The organism is Anabaena sp. UHCC 0187, assembly GCF_009712035.1.
Lineage (GTDB): Bacteria > Cyanobacteriota > Cyanobacteriia > Cyanobacteriales > Nostocaceae > Dolichospermum.
This window is the reverse complement of record NZ_VILB01000001.1, coordinates 159,454-176,187: the sequence shown is the minus strand read 5'-3', so window position 1 is coordinate 176,187 and position 16,734 is coordinate 159,454. Positions and strand designations below refer to the sequence as shown.

14 protein-coding genes are annotated in these 16,734 nt (G+C 37.1%); 8 read left to right on the top strand and 6 right to left on the bottom strand.

Annotated elements, in window-relative coordinates:
* Window positions 1–120 precede the first annotated feature (120 nt).
* Window positions 121–861 (top strand): dienelactone hydrolase family protein, encoded by a 741-nt coding sequence (locus FJR11_RS00875; RefSeq protein ID WP_168501837.1) that lies wholly within the window; start codon window positions 121–123, stop codon window positions 859–861.
* A 209-nt stretch (window positions 862–1,070) separates the two neighbouring features.
* Here the strand turns inward: FJR11_RS00875 and FJR11_RS00870 are convergent, their stop codons facing one another.
* Window positions 1,071–1,313, bottom strand: coding sequence for a hypothetical protein (locus tag FJR11_RS00870; RefSeq protein ID WP_168501836.1), 243 nt, complete (start codon window positions 1,311–1,313; stop codon window positions 1,071–1,073).
* Between the two features lie 237 nt (window positions 1,314–1,550).
* Entirely contained in the window at window positions 1,551–4,151 is a 2,601-nt protein-coding gene (gene priA, locus FJR11_RS00865; protein ID WP_168501835.1) for a primosomal protein N', read from the bottom strand.
* Window positions 4,152–4,903: 752 nt separating this feature from the next.
* Here priA and FJR11_RS23725 point away from each other — a divergent pair.
* The 3 genes from FJR11_RS23725 (at window position 4,904) to FJR11_RS00855 (ending at window position 7,091) form a co-directional block, all read left to right on the top strand.
* Window positions 4,904–5,029: a hypothetical protein gene (locus tag FJR11_RS23725; RefSeq protein WP_256366764.1), complete on the top strand. Its 126-nt coding sequence runs from the start codon at window positions 4,904–4,906 to the stop codon at window positions 5,027–5,029.
* Window positions 5,030–5,299: 270 nt separating this feature from the next.
* Window positions 5,300–6,469, top strand: a complete 1,170-nt coding sequence (locus tag FJR11_RS00860) for an RpoD/SigA family RNA polymerase sigma factor (protein WP_168501834.1) — start codon at window positions 5,300–5,302, stop codon at window positions 6,467–6,469.
* Window positions 6,470–6,599: 130 nt separating this feature from the next.
* A complete protein-coding gene (locus FJR11_RS00855) occupies window positions 6,600–7,091 on the top strand; it encodes a GNAT family N-acetyltransferase (protein ID WP_168499906.1) in 492 nt (163 codons plus the stop codon).
* A gap of 63 nt (window positions 7,092–7,154) precedes the next feature.
* On the opposite strand, the gene FJR11_RS00850 is transcribed toward FJR11_RS00855, so the two are convergent.
* Both FJR11_RS00850 and FJR11_RS00845 read right to left on the bottom strand, forming a co-directional pair.
* Window positions 7,155–7,622 (bottom strand): GNAT family N-acetyltransferase, encoded by a 468-nt coding sequence (locus FJR11_RS00850; RefSeq protein WP_168499904.1) that lies wholly within the window; start codon window positions 7,620–7,622, stop codon window positions 7,155–7,157.
* A gap of 108 nt (window positions 7,623–7,730) precedes the next feature.
* Entirely contained in the window at window positions 7,731–8,825 is a 1,095-nt protein-coding gene (locus FJR11_RS00845) for an amidinotransferase (RefSeq protein WP_168499902.1), read from the bottom strand.
* Window positions 8,826–8,934: 109 nt separating this feature from the next.
* Here FJR11_RS00845 and FJR11_RS00840 point away from each other — a divergent pair, with 109 nt between their 5' ends.
* On the top strand, window positions 8,935–9,888 hold the full coding sequence (locus FJR11_RS00840; RefSeq protein WP_168499900.1) for a DMT family transporter: 954 nt from the start codon (window positions 8,935–8,937) through the stop codon (window positions 9,886–9,888).
* A gap of 240 nt (window positions 9,889–10,128) precedes the next feature.
* On the opposite strand, the gene FJR11_RS00835 is transcribed toward FJR11_RS00840, so the two are convergent.
* The gene (locus FJR11_RS00835; RefSeq protein WP_168499898.1) at window positions 10,129–10,872 is read right to left on the bottom strand and encodes an iron-containing redox enzyme family protein; all 744 of its coding nucleotides are present in this window, start codon (window positions 10,870–10,872) and stop codon (window positions 10,129–10,131) included.
* A 127-nt stretch (window positions 10,873–10,999) separates the two neighbouring features.
* Window positions 11,000–11,773 carry an ArpA protein gene (locus FJR11_RS00830; protein ID WP_168499896.1) on the bottom strand — a complete coding sequence of 258 codons (774 nt, stop codon included), beginning with the start codon at window positions 11,771–11,773 and terminating at the stop codon, window positions 11,000–11,002.
* Window positions 11,774–12,300: 527 nt separating this feature from the next.
* Between FJR11_RS00830 and petJ the strand changes: the two genes are divergently transcribed.
* The 3 genes from petJ (at window position 12,301) to FJR11_RS00815 (ending at window position 16,694) form a co-directional block, all read left to right on the top strand.
* Entirely contained in the window at window positions 12,301–12,639 is a 339-nt protein-coding gene (petJ, locus tag FJR11_RS00825; protein ID WP_168501833.1) for a cytochrome c6 PetJ, read from the top strand.
* 243 nt (window positions 12,640–12,882) lie between these two features.
* The gene (locus tag FJR11_RS00820) at window positions 12,883–14,475 is read left to right on the top strand and encodes an energy transducer TonB (RefSeq protein ID WP_168501832.1); all 1,593 of its coding nucleotides are present in this window, start codon (window positions 12,883–12,885) and stop codon (window positions 14,473–14,475) included.
* Between the two features lie 137 nt (window positions 14,476–14,612).
* Window positions 14,613–16,694, top strand: coding sequence for a TonB-dependent siderophore receptor (locus FJR11_RS00815; protein WP_168501831.1), 2,082 nt, complete (start codon window positions 14,613–14,615; stop codon window positions 16,692–16,694).
* The last annotated feature ends 40 nt before the right edge of the window (window positions 16,695–16,734 follow it).

Sequence of the window (16,734 nt, the reverse complement as noted above, 5' to 3'; positions counted from 1 at the left end):
CATTGTCTTAGAAAGACTAACCTTTTCAAATTCAAAAAGTCTAAGATATTTTTCTAAAAATTTACTGATTATTATTAAATCTGGAGAATTACAAATTAACACATTACCAAAATATGCAAAGTGCAAATTGTTAAACGCAATATTGAATTAAGAGTTGATGATAGTTTAATGCGGGTTTATGTTGCTGCACCTAAAACAGCAGGTAAATATCCAGGAATTATTTTTTACAGTGATATTTATCAATTAGGTGATGCCATAATTCGGTTAGTTAATTATTTAGCTGGTTTTGGTTATGTTGTCGCTGCTCCGGAAATTTTTCACCGAATTGAACCTGTGGGTTCTATAATTGAACCTAATGATCTTGGTAGAATGCGCGGTAATGATGATGCCCGAAAAACGTTAATATCTGAATATGATGCTGATACTCGTGCGGTGATTGATTTTCTCAAAAATGATAGTTCAGTTATTGCTGATAAAATCGGAACTTTGGGTTTTTGTATTGGTGGACATTTGGCTTTTCGCGCTGCTTTTGAAAGTGAAATTGCAGCGGCTGTTTGTTGCTATCCGACTGGTATTCCTAGCGGTAAATTAGGTAAAGGTGTGGCGGATACTTTGCACAGATTTGCAGAAATTAAAGGAGAGATGTTATTAATTTTTGGAACTGAAGATCCCCATATTTCTGAACATGATCGACATACTATAATTAATGCCTTAGAAAATGCCAAAGTCCACCATCAATTTTTCACGTATGAAGCAGAACATACTTTTATGAGAGATGATGGTTATCGTTATGATGCTGCTGCTACTACTTCAGCGTGGGAACAAATTATTGCTTTTTTACAACGGAAGTTTAGAAGATAAATTATTGCAGAAGGAGTCAGAATAAACCAATAATTTTGACTCTTGGAATTACTATAAAAAGCCTCTAGAAATGCTTCTAGAACAGTACGGCGTAAGTAAGATAACCATTGAAAATTCCTAAAAAGCTTATACAATCTGCTTTTTTAATTTTTAATTGTTAATTCTTAATTCCGCCTTGCGGTACTAGAGGCTTTGTTTTTGCTGATTAACTAAAAACTAATGGAACTAGGAATTTGACCTCTATAACCAAATATTGGTAATATGTTAGTTAATAAATCAACCACTGTTGTACTATAGATAGCTCCTAGTGGTGAAATTAGAGAAGGAGGAATACCAGTAATATCAGGAATACCAGAAATATCAAGAATACCAGAAATATCAGGAATACCCGCACCACCAGAAGTATTTTCTTGTTCTTTAATAGATATGCTAGTAAATAATTTGTTGTTCATAATTTGTCGTTTTTCTATGTAACAAACATTGACTGTAGCTAATAGTTTTGAAGCAATCTCAACTAATATCAATAATAGTATAGTCAAATTGGCATTAAGTTTTATTCAAAAAGAGGGAAAATTTTTCACTTCTTTTTTGCTACTAAAATTCTGTGTTGCTTGTGGCGACAACTTCTTTGATGTACTAGGGGAAACGTATTATATTCTTCCTCCTGACTCCTTCTTCATTTTCCGCAACTACATAATATTAATAGGATCAACATCAATTGTTAAACTCACAGAAGCGGGAGAAAGCGATCGCACTTCTGGCCAATCTGGTAAATTTGGTAATGCGTCAGGAGCAAATTTAAGTAATATTTGCCAGCGGTAACGGTTAGCTACTCGTAAAATACTAGCTGGTGCGGGGCCTAATATTTCAAATCCTTCCTTATCATTCAAAAAGGTGGCGATGATTTGGGCTGTATTTTGGACTTGAATGGGATCTAAACTACTTAACCGCAATAAAATCAATCTGCCATAGGGAGGATAATTTAATGCCTGTCTTTGTGCTAGTTCTGCATCAGCAAAAGATTGATAATCATGTTTTTGTACCGCTTCAATAATCGGATGTTCTGGAGTATAAGTTTGAACAATTACCCTACCTGGATCATCTCCTCTTCCGGCTCTCCCTGCAACTTGGGTAAGAGTTTGAAATGTGCGTTCATTGGCGCGATAATCAGATAAGTGCAATAATCCATCCGCAGCGACTACACCCACAAGGGTAACTTGGGGTAAATCTAATCCTTTCGTCAACATTTGTGTTCCCACTAATAAATGGGCTTCACCGTTAGCAAATCTAGTCAGGAGTTCACGGTGCGAACCTTTTTTGCTAGTAGTATCACTATCAAAGCGAATTATTTTCAAATTGGGAAATTGTTTAGTTAATTCTTGGGCTACCCGTTGAGTACCGCTTCCGAAAAACTTCAAATATGGAGAACTACATTCGGGACAATGGGGAGGATGTAAGCGCCCATAATTACAATAATGACAGCGTAATAATTCTGGCGCTCCCTCTTCCACATGATGATAAGCCAGGGAAACGTCACAGTGAGGACATTCCAACACATAACCACAACTGCGACAAGAAACAAAGGTACTATGTCCGCGACGGTGGATAAATAAAATTCCCTGTTGTTGTCTTTCTTCTAATTGTTGTAAAGCATTTTGCAGCTTTCTGCTAAAAATAGACCGATTTCCCTCTTTTAACTCTCGACGCATATCCACTATTTCTACCGGGGGTAATGGCCGGGAATTAATGCGTTCTGGTAATGATAAATATTGATGATTTCGGCTTACCCAACTTTCTAAAGAGGGAGTTGCTGAACCTAAAATTAGAGGACAATGTTCTAATTCGGCTCGCCATTGAGCGACGGTGCGGGCGTGGTAGGTGGGAATGGGGGAATCTTGTTTAAAGCTACTATCGTGTTCTTCGTCCAGGATAATTAAGCCTATATTGGGTAAAGGAGCGAAAATGGCGCTGCGAGTCCCGATGATGATTTGTGGCTCTCCCGTGAGCATTTGTCGCCAGGTGTCGTAACGTTCACCGTCGGAAAGGGCGCTGTGATAAACGTGGACTTTCTGACCAAATCGGGCGCGAAATCTGTCTGTGAGTTGAGGTGTGAGTCCGATTTCAGGAACTAAAACTAAGGCGGATTTTCCTTGTTCAATTAAGGGAGCGATCGCTTGTAAGTATACTTCTGTTTTTCCTGAACCTGTTACCCCATGTAACAATACTTGAGCAAATCCAGTTAAGGAATTAATCGTTTCTAAGGCGTTATTTTGGGCTGGTGTTAAGGATTTCGCCCAATCTCCCGCTACTGTGGGCCCTTTTTCTCGGCGTAATATTTCTCTGTCTTCAATTACAATACAACCTTTTTGCTCTAACCCTTTTAAAGTAGATGCTGTTGTTTTACAAATCTCTACACACTCAGTCAACCACAACTCACTACCATGATCTCCTAAAAGTTTCAAGATTTCATATTGACGCTTATTGAGGTTCATGTATAATCCCTTATCAACTAGCGTTACTGCTTGTTTTGTTTGAGGTTTAGACCGTCTAGGTAATTCTAAATAGATTTCCGCCCACTTTCGATCTAGTAATTGTTTTTTTCCCCAATCAAAGCCCTGAACTTGACGTTTAAGGTATTTAAAACTATAGTCTCCATCTGGTTGAGATTGGAGTATTTTCAGGATTTCGCGTGCAGCTTTTGAACGCAAAAACTCCTCTGCACCATGAGGAATATTTTCTGGTCGAAGACGCAGACGACGTTGCGATTTTCTTAATAAACTCGGTGGTAAAGCGACACGAATTACCTGAATCAGGGGCGTGTAGTAATAGCTTGCAACACGATTGAGTAATGTAAAATAAGTAGAAGGAAAAAATGCTTGAACAACCACATCTTCTACTTCTCGAATTTTCTCCAGTGCTAAGTCTGCTGGTGGTTGAGTTAACAAACGAATAGCAACACCACCTACCTGCATCTGACCAAGGGGAACAGTTAAAATATCCCCTGGTTTAATTTCTAAATGTTCGGGTATTTTATAGGTTAATAATTGGTCTTCTTCTGGTATTTTATCAGTCCATAGGTTCTGTTCTGGTATTTCATCTATCAATAAGTCCTGTTCTGATGTCTTCTGTATCAATAAGTCCTGTGCTGGTGTCTTCTGTGTCAATCGATCTAGATATTTTGGACGATCTACAAGCACTTCCACCCATTGAGACAATTTTGTTTGAGATTGATATGATCCCCCCGGTTCAGCTACGGCTATAACCGATGAATTGGCACTAATACTATACATAACTTCTGGATTTATAAACAAATATTTTGTTCACAGACTTGGTTAATTTTGTCCAAGCTTACTTAATTCTATCCCTTGGGTTTACCTTGTGTAAATAGTATTTTACAATACTTCAATTACTCATAATAGTTGATAATCTTGAATTTATGTAATCTACTAGACAAATTAGCTCCTAATATCCGTGCCATAAATAATTGAACATTAAAAATATTACTTAGCTATTGAACTCATGAACTACTGAATGCTTAATTAAACTTCCTAATATTTATGTCATTTATAACATCTTGATAAGTAATAAATTGTGTTATTAATCAATAATGAGATTGAACTACTAAATAAGGCATAGAGTTTTTCCACCCATTGGTAGATATTAAATACTTTTTCAATGTGAGATGCTTTTAAACGATAAATATTATCCGGATTGGAAGTTACCATTTTTGTATTTTGGATCATTTAGTAAATTTTCGTAGAGATAAATAACTCTAGTACCAAAATGGCGATTCATTCAAATACTCCCATCACCCAAACCGGACAAACCTGAAAACTTTGCAAAAAATACACAAAAAATTAATATATAGCTGTGCTTGCTGATTTGTGGAGGTGCTGAATAGACAACAGGCAACAAATAACAGGTTTTTTCACAGATCATTTAGGATAGATACATAGGGTTGTTTACCTAGATTTTTGATATTTGTTAAAGTTGCTATAAGGGGGTTTGACATATTTGGTAATTAAGAAAAAAAATGAAGAATATGTCTATTGATCTGCCAAAAAAGCTAGTTTTTGTGGGTGCTAAAGTCAGTAATGATCATAGGTTGTATCTAGCCAAAACTAAAAATAATGGACAAATACTGATTTCCGTTCCAGATGAGGAATGATTAAAAAGAAAGTATTTTGCTAGAGAAGAAGGCTGTATTTGTCCTGAGGGGAAAACGTAAGCATTCAGCATTCAGCTATCAGCCGTTAGCTAAGAGCAGGAATAGCAAAGAAAAGGAAATATTTATTTCCTTAAACTTACACCGAAATTACACCCAGGCAATTAGTTTTAATTACCTGTATTTCCACCTTGAAAGCTGATAGCTGACGACTGACAGATGAATATTTACACTAAAACTACCAAGCCTGAAACAGGCTGTTGTCATTAAATTATGTACCAAACAAAGCAAACATCCCTAAAGGAAACTATGAATCTTGCTGACTTGGGAACAATGGAAATACTGGAGAATATTACTGATCATGAAGAACCATCAATTGAGAGTTTAGATCAAGTAGTATATGAAGATACTGCAATTGTCGAAAACTTGGAATCAGAAGAACGCAACGGCGATGATATGGCCGCAGCCCGTCCTTCGGGATATAATAAAACCGAAAATGATGATGCTGTCGGCGCATTTTTTAAGGAAATGGCGCGTTATCCACTCCTCAAACCCGATGAAGAAGTGGAATTAGCCAGACGAGTTAGATTTTTAGAAGAAGTCAAAGAACTACAAGCAGCTTTGGAATTAGAACTAGGAACAAACCCTAGTAAAGTCCAGGTAGCTTCTCAGTTGGAAATGACAGAAAAACAACTGGAAAGCCGCTTGTATCAGGGTAGAGTCGCCAAGCGGAAAATGATTCGCTCTAATCTCCGGTTAGTCGTATCTATTGCTAAACGATATTTAAATCGTGGTGTCCCTTTTCTGGATTTAATTCAAGAAGGAGCAATGGGTTTAAACCGCGCTTCCGAAAAATTTGATCCCGATAAAGGATATAAGTTTTCTACTTATGCTTATTGGTGGATTAGACAAGCGATTACAAGAGCGATCGCTAATGATGCTCGAACTATTCGTTTACCAATCCATATTGTTGAAAAACTTAATAAACTAAAAAAAGCCCAACGGGAACTCAAGCAAAAACTTGCTCGTAACCCCACAGAAGCCGAAATGGCCGAAGCTTTAGAAATTACGGTTCACCAACTGCGTCAACTGCAACAACTACGTCGTCAAGCCCTTTCCCTTAACCACCGTGTCGGTAAAGAAGAAGACACAGAGTTAATGGATTTGCTAGAAGATGAAGACAACCAGTCTCCCGAAGCAAAAATGAACGAAAACATGATGCGTCAGGAGATTTGGGAAGTTTTGGGTGACGTACTCACCCCACGGGAAAAAGATGTCATTTCCCTGCGCTATGGACTCACCAGCAGCGAACCCTGCACCCTGGAAGAAGTGGGGAATATGTTTAACCTTTCCCGCGAACGAGTCCGTCAAATCCAAAGTAAAGCCATGCGAAAGTTACGCCGTCCTCACATAGCCAAGCGTTTAAAAGGATGGTTGGTCTAAGTTATTAGTCAGTTGTTAGTTGTCAGTTGTCAGTTGTCAGTTGTCAGTTGTCAGTTGTCAGTTGTTAGTTTTGAAAAAAATCATCCACTGCGGTATAAACTATGGACTGTGGACTATAGATTAATAACTGATGACTGCTAATACTAATTTAATTATCCGTGCTGTTGAACCTAGTGATTCTGCTGTATTATTTGAATTGGTTCAGGGATTGGCAGAATACGAAAAATTATCTCATACTGTGACTGGCGACGTTGAAAAACTCCACCAGCATTTATTTGGCTCACCAAAATATATAGAGGCAATATTAGCAGAAATTGGTGGACAGGCAGTAGGTTTTGCCATGTTCTTCCATAATTATTCTAGCTATTTGACCAAGCCTGGAATTTATTTAGAAGATATCTATATTATCCCAGAATATCGTCAGCAAGGTATTGGCAAAGCACTTTTAATTAAGGTAGCTCAAATAGCTGTAGAAAGGGATTGTGGACGTTTAGAATGGAATGTTTTAGATTGGAATGTATCAGCCCAAGAATTTTATTATCGCATGGGAGCAGAGATGATAGAAGATTGGCGTATTTGTCGTCTTAATCAAGAGAATTTAATTAAGTTGGCAAATAATTGATAATAATCAATCAGATCCCCGATTTCTCTAAGAAGTCGGGGATCTTTAATCTTTCTTTAATCTTTACTTTAATTCTTCATAAATATGATAATAGCTTTCCTTCATTCCTAGAGCTTGATAAGTCTTTTGAGCGACTGTATTTTCACGCTCAACATAAAGTCTAAATCCGCAGACTTTCAGCCCATTTCCTGGATTTTCTGCCTGTTGTTTCACAAATTTATAAAGGGTTCTAAAAATTCCTTGCCGACGAAAATCTTGGTGAACATATACACTTTGTATCCACCAATATAAACCATTACGCCAGTCGCTCCATTCCGTGGTGATCATTAATGAACCAACAACCTGATGATTCTTTTCAGCTAATAAATAAAATCCCAAACTCGGCGTTTTTAATAATGTTTCTACACCCCCAGTTATAACATTGACGGGGAGTTGTTTCTTTTCTGTTTCATATATTAAAGCTTGATTAAACTCAACTAAAATATCTAAATCCTGCAATTCACCCCTACGAATTAATAACTCCTGTTCCATTTTTTGCTGTTCCTATGACTTGATAGCACTAATATTTGATTTTTGAAATATTGGTGGGCATTGCCCACCCTACATTACTTAGGGGGGAAAAACCTGCTTTTTTAAATCCTAAAAATAAGATTGCAGTGTGCCTTTTCTTCTAATATCTAAAGTTGCACAATGGAAAGAACCACCAAAGGTATTAAAGTTCCGGAAATTACAAGGAATTGGTGTAAATCCCCAATTTTTTAATAGTTTAATCATGGGTTCATCTTGCCTTTCCACGATCACTCTATTTTCATCAATTGATAAAACATTCATCCCTACTCCCTTACTACTCATATACAGGGGATGATCGTCAGGAAGAGCGAATTCTTTAACTTGGATTACATCCCAACTTTGGAACATATCGGGAAGTTTATCAAGTTTGTAAGGATGGATTAAAAGCTTACCAGGAGCGAGAGGAACAAAGGTGGCATCAATGTGCATGGCAGATTGATCTTTGAATTTGAGTTCATGAATTCTGTACTCATCTCCTAAACATCTCCGCATCCATTCTATCCCAAATTGATTGGTTACTTGACTTTGTTGAACAAAGATATCTCTACCACATCTACTAAATTCAGCCGCGTCAAATACTGGTTCAAATTCAGTTAGTGAAGAGTTAAATAGTGCATCTTTGTCTGCTTCTTCATATTGATAGTTATATAGTTCATCGCGTAGTTCAGGCTTAGGTGCGGGAAGCCATTGTGCGCCAGCATGAAAATACTCTTTGATGAGTGAACGATAGGCATTAATTTCAAAATATCTAGACCGCCAAGGCATGGGAGCTTCAATTAGTTTATCCCCAATGACGATCATCACATCTCTGGGCATTGCTCCGTAAAGACCACTAGGACTTTGCCAGTCTGGAGTTCCATAAGGAACAGTATAATTTACCGCGTCGGGACGGCGAACTTTGACACCTTCTGCTTCTAAAATGTGGGTAAGTTCTTCTAGTTCTTTTTCTCCAGCTTTAATTAACTCTTCTGGAAATAATTTACCACCATAGGTACGGAACACATCCCAATAACGCTGTGGCATTGTTGCTTTAACTGTAATATGCCAAGGTGGTATAACTGCACCATCCAATCGGCCAACAATTACTTCTTCTAAAAGATCCCATTCGTTAAATGAATTGACAACGGGTGTTGTTGGTGCGGTTGATTGCGGATTAAATGCCATATCTATGTCAAGTTAAGAACAATGTATAATTTCTGGAAGCTATGCAAGTGAATTGCTCACATATATTATGGTATTATGAAACACGAAATCAAGATATACAATTTTTATAATGACTAATGTTGTTGAGAAGCCAGTAGATAAAGTAGCATTAAAGCCAGGAATTTTGGATTTAGTTTTGTTATTGATAGCAGTATTACTCGTATCCTTAGATCCTATATTTACAAGATTGAGTGAAGACGAACTAGGTCCTAATGCTACGGTTTTTAATCGGGAATTAATAGCTGCCGTAATATTCCTATTTTGGCAAGGAATAGTTATAATCTGGGAAAGTCAATATAGTAATTCATCATTGTCTAAAGATTCAGAACCAATTACTTTTAGCACTTTAGCTATATTCCTAATTGGGGTAATGTTGGGAGAAATATGTTTAGTTACTTGGGCTTTATCTTTAACTCAAACTACCGTTGCTAATTCTAATCTTCTTCATAACTTGCCATCAGTTTTTGCTGTGCTTGGTGGCTGGTTATTCTTAGGTCAAAAGTTTGATCGAAGATTTATCATTGGCATGATTGTTGCTGTAGGTGGAGCAATATCCATTGGAATTCAAGATTTACACGTTTCTCATAATCACCTGATAGGTGATGCTTGGGCTTTATTATCTGCTGTGGTTTATGCAGGTTATTTTTTAACTATAGAAAAACTCCGATCTCAATTTTCTTCGTTGACTATTTCACTATGGTATTGTGTCCTTTCAAGTCTCCTCTTGTTACCTTTTGTTCTCATATTTGAAAATCAAGTTTTCCCAACTTCACTATTAGGTTGGTTAAACATATTTTCTTTAAGTATTCTCTGTCAAGTTATTGCTTCTGTTATTTTTATCTATCAACTAAAACAATTTTCTTCTGGCTTTGTTTCTCTATTCATGTTACTACAACCAATTATGGCAGCTATTCTGGCATGGATAGTTTTTCAAGAATATTTAAGTTTCGTGAATTGGATCGCTTTTTTCGTTGTTTTATTGGGTATTTACATTGCTGAATCAGGTGATGTAAGCAAAAATTAATTTTTCCAAAATTATCTCTCCTGCATTAGTTTAAAAAATTTATTTCCTTCGTTAACCAACTATTAAAAATTTCACCAAAAGCTTGTAGAATCTGCTTTCTTAATTTTTAATTATCAATTCCACACTGCGGTACTAGTATCGCAAGGCGGAAGTCAAAAGTCAAAAGTCAAAAGTAATATTCAGCAAGCTTTTTGGCGATTAAGAATGGTTGGTTTATTTACGCCGTGCGGTACTAGTTTTTTATCCTCTGACAATGGCATCAACGCCGTCCCAATAGGTTTCCAATAGTTGTAGATATGTATTGATGCCTTCTTCAAATAAGTCTCGTCCCTCTTGATTAACCAAATAGGGTGCGATCGCATTAAAAGCATTATTGCTATGGCTAATTTCTACATTTACGTGCATTATCCAATGCTTTCTCACGTTCTTGTCATATCCTTGATTCAGCAAGGCATCATTGAATTGAGTTGACAATACTGCTGACATAGTTTCATCAGCATAGAACGCCCCTAAGTTTCTTTCAATTGGGGGTTCACAATAAAGTTTTTCTGCACCTTTATTAATAGCTGTAGTGCTAGGCAAACATTGATGATTAGCAATTTCTTCATCAGTAATCCCCATAGCATTCAGTTGTTCACGAAACAAAGTTTCATGGGTTACTTTTCCAGCCACTTCATCATAAACATTGAGGATAATTTCCTTCAATACTTTATAATCACGAGTATTTACTGCCATACTCGTAATATAGAAAGGTTCGTTTTTAAAGTAATACCAAGTTTCCAGGTAGAATTTCTTTTCTTGTTCTTTAGTAAATGCGTTTTTGCGATAGTAATTGAGCAGAGGATGTTGGACTGCGCGGTGATTGAGAATATACTCCATCTTCCCGTTCAAATAGTCTTTGATCTCTGGGCCATCAACATCTAAGCGTTGACGAACATTTGGATCTTGGATTTTCTCAAATTCTTGTACTTGTAAAGCTGTCATTTTCGGTTCTCCTACACAGATAGATTACATTTTTGAGAAGATGTTTGCATTGCTTTTTGGCAATTTTCTAACATTTTGACAGGTGATGTTTAAAAAATATCAAATCTCATGCTGACACAGCTAAAATTTAGCTGTAATTACCAGCTACTACTTCTTTCTCTGCCCACCAACGATCATTCTCATTGAGATTTCTTTTCTGATCATCAAGACATCCCCAAGTCATATTGAGCATAATGCGTGTAGAATCACGATTTAAGGGAACTGTTCGATGAAGAGTTGTATCTGACTTCAACAAGTAAATGTCACTAGTAACAAAACCATAGGTGCTGATAGGATTCTCACACAGATACTCATGAATTCTTGGATTAGTTTTATCCCAACTGGTATGAGGAACACATTGCAACATTCCACCATGTTCGATAGGTGGAGTTTCTAAAATCCAAATTAGCGCATAACGATAATCTCCCCAGTGCCAACCGTGGGTATCTCCGCTTTTTTCATGTCTGGTAATCAAAAATTCTTCATCTTTTGATGGACAAGCTAAGAAAGGTTCACCAGCCAATTTTTCTAGTATATTTTTCAGTGCTTCGGATCTATAGATAGTATTAACAAATTCACTGCTTTCAGCAATGTTTTCGCTGGTTACTACACTCATATTTCTGGGAGTATTTCCCGTTGTTGCTAGTTTTAAATCACGTCGTTCAGAGTGCAATTCTAACAATCTTAGAGCCTCTTGTTTCATTTCTTGACGGATCTGGAGAGGCATGATTTGAGGAACTTTAAGAAACCCATCACGCTTAAACTGGTGAGAGAGAAATGTTAAAGATGATTCGGAGAAATTATTAGCAATATTTTGTTGAATTTCTTCTTCCCAGACGTTCACTTTTGTAAAATTTGTCATTTCACCATGTGAGTAAATATACATAGAAATTTATACCATATATTTGTTCTTTCTTGTTGCATTATTTTCTAAATATTTTCTAAATATTTATTAAGAATTAGCTTTAAACATTAATAGCTTGCTTATTACAATCGTCTTTAGATTTATATAATAATTTACGTACACAGTATCAATTTACAACCTTACTTGTGTTCACGATTAACCAGGACTTACCGCTTGACAAAAAATATTATCTGTGTGTTTTAGCTAATATTATTATTGAACAATAATACAAGGACAGGCAGGACTTGTACTGAGCTTGTCGATAGCATAGCGTGGCGTTAGCCATAGTATGCCCATGCCACAAGATTGGATCATATTAATTTTATATTTTTCCTCGATCCTTTGTATCACAATCAATTGACCTTGAATAATTGAGTATTCAAGCCAAGTTTTACAGCCTGTCGTTTGACTAATCCTACCAGATCAAATCAGAATTAGAAAGGATATTTGCACAGTTTCCACAATTGTTGTAGAGAGAACACCAGATGAAAAGAATTATCTCAGTATTACTGTTAAGCGTAGCTATCTTCACCTTTGCCTTCAGTAGTCCCGCTTTGGCCGCAGACGCAGCCAGTGGAGCTAAAATATTTAGTGCTAATTGCGCTTCATGTCATGCTGGCGGTAGAAATTTAGTTAATGCTGCCAAAAGCCTGAAAAAAGCAGATTTGGAAAAATACGGTATGTACTCAGCAGAAGCTATTATTGCCCAAGTTACTAATGGTAAAAATGCTATGCCTGCTTTTCAAGGTCGTTTAAAACTAGCTCAGGCTGAAGACGTAGCTGCTTATGTACTAGAACAAGCTGATAAAGACTGGAAAAAGTAAGTTTACATCTAATTTGATGGCTTAACAATGTGCGGGGCTGTTTGTCCCGCTCAATCCAACCTACAGAAAAATGGCAAAGGAATTATTTAATATTTTGATATTTTTAGAAAGTCCCCATTTAGGGAAGACAAAAAATAAATTATTTCCTCCTCAAAAGATAAGTTTACAAAATAAAAGATAGTCCTGATTTCAGATTTTGCTGTATTCTAATCAAGGAAATCATTATCATAACTAGTAAAAAATATGGGTTTGTCTGGTGTCACTATAGAACAGCGCGAAAAAGAAGCTGAAGCATTAAAGACTTTTCTATTCTTTAGTTTCATTGGTTCAGTAGCCTTACATATGGGGGTACTAGCTTTAGCTATTAACAGGTTTTTCTTCAGAGTACCTGAAATTACAGAAAAACCTATTGAAGTGACAATTCTGGAAACCATGCCCCAGGAAGTAGTTCAACCACAAGTAGAGATAAAATCCCTACCAAAGATAAATTCTGGTGGTGGTGGAAATAACGGTGGGGAAATTTCCATACCCACAGAAATAGCACCCAGGAGAATAAAGTCATCTGTCGCACCTATAGCCAAACAGCCTCATGCAAAAATCACTCATAACCTGATTAGTAAACAATCCCAAATACTAACAATTTCTGAACCTGCAAAAAAAACAACTCCAGTACAAACTAACCCAATAGAAAATACAACTCCTGAACCTGCGACAACACCACCCCCAGTACAAACCAAACCAATACAAAAATTAGATGAAAACGCAAATACCCTAGCGTCTACTCAACCCCAAGTGCAGACAAAACCCACAAAAATCACACCATTAAAGTCAGAAACTCAACCTAATGCTAGTTCCAACAATATCCCTAGCAACTCCACCGCTTCCACACAGTTACCGCAGAATAAAAATATTTTAGGCAATTTAGGCGATCACTTGAGAAATAGTTTAGGTACAGGTAATGGTGCTGATAATGAAATTGGAAACGGTACAGGTACGGGTGTTGGAAACGGTACAGGTACGGGTGTTGGGAATGAAACTGGGAATAAACCAAAACCAGAAAATACACCAATAGCTACCGCACCCAAACCGACTATAGAAAATAGTTCTAAATTGAATCGTGCGGATTGTCTCCAGTGTCAAATTAAGTACCCAGATAGAGCCAGACGACGGGGTGCAGAAGGAAATCCAGAAGTTGCTATTGATACTGACAATAGAGGTAATGTTACGAGAGTTCGGTTAATCCGTTCCAGTGGTGATAGTGAACTAGATGAAGCGGCTCAAAAAGCTGCTCAAGAGTGGAAATTAACACCCACAGAAGCAGGAAGAGAAGGGGTAAGAGCCTCCGTTAACTTTGCTATCAAAGGATCACAGCGTCACCGCAAACTTCAAGAACGGCAAATCAAAAAAGAAAGAGAAGCCCCACAAAACAAACCTGAAAAAGCAGATTCTACTTCCACCCCCATAGAATCACCTCAACGGAAAAAAACTTCTATTATTACTGATGTTATCCCCGAAAATACCACTAGATATAGACAAGAATCTCCACCTTCTGAAAGTAAACCAGTTTCACCACGTCGTCAGCGTGTAGAACCTGAGCAACCAAAGGAAACAGAAGAATCTAAACCTCGTCGTCGTTCACCTCAGCCAGTCAAATCTGATACAAATAATCAAGTTGATGAAGGTAGAGCCGAAAGAATTCAAAAAAGTCGGAGACGCTTAGAAGAAATTCTCCGTCGTCGTCAAAAGTCCTCTGAGTCACCACCAGCAGAAGCACATCCAGCACCAGAACCTGTAACTACATTACCTACTGAGTCTAGTAGTGATTCAGATAAATAAGATACCGAACTTCTTTAAGAAATCCGGTATCTAAGCTGTGATTAATTTAACTATGACAGCTTGTCTTTTGACACAATTCCTATTCATAGAGAAAATTCCAATAAGTAATTGTTTTTACAGGGTGTGGGTTCAGAAAGATGAATAAGAGTTATTGTTTCCTGCCAGTTTCTTTACTAAGTTTGCTGGTAGTATTTCCTGTCGTTGCTGCTGACAATGAAGATAAAAATGTAGTAAATTCAAATATTCCTAATTTAAGTGAAATTGAATTACCCGCCACAAATGCTAGATTATTAACTCAACAACCAGCAGCAAATGAAGTTAAGCCAGAACCTAGGTTAGAACTAGATTTAACTCCTACAAATGATGCAGATATTTCCATAGAAACCATTGGCGAAAAAGACGTTCTCCCTGAATCCACTCCCACTTATGTAATTGAAAAAGAAGAAATTCAAAAACAGGGTGCAACCAGCGTTGCTGATATTTTGAAAAGAATGCCCGGTTTTGCTATCAATGATGTTGGACATGGTGCAGATATTCACACAGGTACATACTATCGAGGAGCTTCAATTAATCAGTCTGTATTTCTGATTAATGGCAGACCAATTAATAGTAATATCAGTACATATCATGGAGGAACTGATTTAAATAGTATTCCTATAGAGGCTATAGAAAGAGTTGAATTATATAGCGGTACCGCTGCTTCCTTATATGGTTCTTCAGCCTTTGGAGGAGTTGTCAATATCATTACAAAAGAAGGTTATGGTAAACCCAAATTAAATGCTAGTGCAGAATTTGGCTCATTAAATTTAAATAATCAACAGGTAACTTATGGTGGTGCAACAAATAAAGTTAAATACAACTTTAGCTTTGAACGGTTCTTTGTAGATAACCGTTATCGTGTTCCTGTTGGTGCGGCAAATCGTGATTCTCAAGGATATTTATCTAATGCAGATACAGCTACAAGCACTTATTTTGGTAGTGTCGGCATAGATTTAGATCCCAAAAACTCTGTGAATTTGGATGTGACTGCACTCAGTAGCCGTCGGGGTTTAATTTATTTCGGGTTCCCTCTCCAAAAAGACCGATTAGATCATGATGGCTTGAATATTGGCTTATCTTGGAAAACTCGACTTGGTAAGGGAGAAAATTCCAATTTAACAACCACATTGGGTTACAATCGAGATTATTTTAGCACCTATGGACCAACGGGAGCGACATTTTACCGAACCGGAGTTTTAGATACACAACAATTTAAAGCTAGGATAGATCATGAATGGAAAATTACCCCTAATAATCAATTGCGCTGGGGGTTAGATTTAAAAAATACCGATTTAATGGGCGATGTTTTGAGTACAAATCCTGCCCTAATTCCTAAAAATGAAAAAGAAGATAGAAGCGTCTTTAATACAGCTTTATTTGCTGTTAATACTTGGAAAATTAGCGATGCTTTGCAAGCTGATTTAGGGGTAAGACAAAACTTTGATAGCCAATTTGGGAGTTATTTTAATCCCAGCGTCGGCTTACGTTATGCAGTTAATCCAGCAGTTGCATTTCGTGGAAGTTGGGCGGGGGCGCAACGTAATCCTGGATTAGATCAATTATATGTTTTTGACACGGTTCATAATTGGAATCCTAACCCCGATTTAAAACCAGAAACAGGTTCAACTTGGACTGCGGGAATAGATGTGAGATTGTCGGAAAATCTATTAGGACAATTCACTTATTTTGGTAATAGTTTAGATAATCGCTTGGGAATTATTAATGGCAAATGGGAAAATATTGGTTTAGTAGATACCAATGGTTTAGAGGCAGCTTTACAATTCAAAATTGCTCGTGAATGGTCAACTTTTCTCAACTACACTTATACAGATGCCCAAATCAAAACAGGAACTGAAAAAGGATTACAGTTAGGATTAATTCCCTACTCTTTGTTACAAACTGGTATTGGATATCAAAAGCATGGGTGGCAAGCTAATTTATATGCTACTTATAATAGTGGTTCTCGTCGTTCTGTGTTTAGTAGAAATATACCGGGAGAACGCAGTACAGATTTCGCGCCGTCTTTCTTTAATTTAGATTTTAGTGGGCGGATTCCTGTCAACAAAAATTTGGGGCTAACTTTTTACTTGGAAAATATTTTAGGTGAACAATATGAGCGGGTTAATCGTATCTATAGCCCAGGGTTTACTTTCCGCATAGGTTTAACTTCTAGTTTATAGAATTGTAGCGACTTTCGCAAAGTTATAAGGGTAAAGCATC